This is a genomic window from Micrococcus sp. GbtcB5, assembly GCF_019091605.1.
GTDB lineage: Bacteria > Actinomycetota > Actinomycetes > Actinomycetales > Micrococcaceae > Micrococcus > Micrococcus luteus.
This window is the reverse complement of the sequence record NZ_JAGXJK010000059.1, coordinates 1-2,252: the sequence shown is the minus strand read 5'-3', so window position 1 is coordinate 2,252 and position 2,252 is coordinate 1. Positions and strand designations below refer to the sequence as shown.

2 protein-coding genes are annotated in these 2,252 nt (G+C 64.7%); one reads left to right on the top strand and one right to left on the bottom strand.

Translation table 11 applies throughout. From position 1 onward, the window contains the following. Positions 1-221: 221 nt before the first annotated feature. On the bottom strand, positions 222-632 hold the full coding sequence (locus KVS67_RS11325; protein WP_002855901.1) for a four-helix bundle copper-binding protein: 411 nt from the start codon (positions 630-632) through the stop codon (positions 222-224). Positions 633-1,014: 382 nt separating this feature from the next. Between KVS67_RS11325 and KVS67_RS11320 the strand changes: the two genes are divergently transcribed. Next, positions 1,015-1,716 carry a C40 family peptidase gene (locus KVS67_RS11320; RefSeq protein ID WP_063190026.1) on the top strand — a complete coding sequence of 234 codons (702 nt, stop codon included), beginning with the start codon at positions 1,015-1,017 and terminating at the stop codon, positions 1,714-1,716. Positions 1,717-2,252: the final 536 nt, after the last annotated feature.

Genomic DNA, 2,252 nt, shown 5'->3' with positions numbered 1-2,252 from the left:
GGGTTCTTCTCGTCGATCATGGTCATGATTCTTACCGTTCCTCTCGGTACGGCTTACACAGACCATCTGACACGCCCCCCGCTGCAGGCTCACCACCGTGACCAACACCGGAGACGAGGTGGACCCCGACACCGAACACACCCTCGGCCTCAGCGCCTGACCCCCATGAAGGATCAGACCGCTACACCATCACGAGGGGCTTGACCGGGCCTGGACTCCGCTCAGCCCAGGGAGGCGAGCAACTCGGCGCAGGCCCGCTCGCAGCGCCGGCAGGCCTCAGCGCAGATCTTGCAGTGCTCGTGCATTTCAGCGTGGGAGGCGCACTCGTCCCCGCACGTCTTGCAGGCGGTCCGGCAGGCCTCCAGCAGGGCACGAGTGGTCTCGACGTTGTTGCCGGTCTGCCTGGACAGCACCGCCCCGGTGGTGGCGCAGATGTCGGCGCAATCCAAATTGAACCGGATGCACTGCCTCAGTTCTGCGACCATGTCCTCGGCCAGGCACGCGTCCGCGCAGGCCGTACAGGTCTGAGCGCACTCGAAACAGGCCTCGATGCACTCGGCCAGCTTCTGCCGGTCGATGTCCCCCAAGTCTTTCGGGTAGGTCTCCAGCATCGAGCTCACGTGATGGGTCATGGCTTACTCCTTCATCGGTGCGGTTCGGAAAACGAACCGGCCGGAACCGGCCCGCCATGCAACCGACCATAGACCCCCCGCCCGGCCCGGAAAAGGGCTCAACTTTGAAGATTCCGTGAAGATCCCAGCCGGCCACGGGCTCCGCCCGAGCCGTTCGAGCGGGCGGCTAGGCCCGAAATGACGGCCTTTCCGGGCCCGGCTCAACCCTGAATCGGCTCGGAACTTGGCACTCCGGCAAGTTGCGACCAGATCACGAATCCGCATTGTTGTATAACGTTCTGGTCACGGACCATTTCGACTAAGTGATAACTTGCTCGACGCCGAATTAGGAGGCCGTGTAAAAAGTCCAGAAAATGCACGCCAATGTCTACCGAGGTAACCCATGTCCTGCCCCACCCGCCGTGCCCGCATCGAGGCTGAAGCACAGGCCCGCCGTTCCCAGTACCGCCGTTCCCTCACCATGGGTGCGATAGGCCTGACCACCGTGGTGGGAGCCACGGTGGCCGGCATGGGCCCGGCCGCAGCCAGCGAGGGCGCCTACTCCGCGCTCAGCGGCTCCACTGCTGATTCCTGGACGTGGGAGGGCGGTACCGCCGCCGAGACGTCCCGCTCTTCCAGGGTTCACACGCACTCGTCCGCGACCAGCAGTGAGCCGGCCCAGGATATCCAGCGGGCCTCTTACTCCACCGCTTCCTCCAGTAGTACTGGTTGGGGGGCGGCCGTGCAGTGGGCTACGGCCAAGGCTGCCGATCCGGGCGTCGGTTACGTCTGGGGTGGAAATGGCCCGACCGGCTACGACTGCTCCGGCTTCATTCAGAACGCGTTCGCGCAGGCCGACATTGAGCTGCCTCTGAACTCCAAGGCCCAGTATGCGGCCGCTAGCCAATACGTCTCCCTGGACGACCTCCAGGTCGGTGACCTGGTCTTCTGGTCCAACAACGGCTCGGCCTCCGGGATCTACCACGTGGCCATGTACATCGGCGACGGCCAGATCGCCCACGCCCGCAACCCGCAAATGGGCGTGGCCGTGACCGCTGTCGACTACAGCCCCTGGAACATGATGGGCACCGCCGCCCGCTACTGAACGGCACGCCACCACCCCGGGACGGCCCCGCAAGACGAAAGCCTCGGGGCCGTTCGATCTCAGGAGACCTCAACCACCGTGCGCACCCCGCTGTCCCGCTGACCGAACCCCACCGGACACGCCAGCAACTCACGTGGACGAACGTCGACATGCCTTGGGCCGCGTCCCGTCGGCCCCGTCCGGTGGTCCTCCCGGTGATGGGGGGGGTCATATGACACAAGTCTGGATGGCTCCCCCTCCCCTGTTGTCGCTTGCAGACGATGGGGCAGCGCCAAGAGAGCTCATTTGCAGCAGGTATGGCGCGGATGCGTCGGTAGAGGGTGGCTCGGGACATGCCCTAGCCAAGCAATGGCGCGGCTTGGCCACTCGTTACGACAAGCCAGCGATCACCTACCGCGCCGCCGTCACCCTCTGCGCCATCTTCACCTGGCTACGCGCATAAGGGAGACACGCCCTAGTTGTTGTGGGTCATGAGGTTCTTGACATGGGTACCGGGCTGAGATGAGACGAGTGGGCCTCTCCCGCAGGATGGAAGT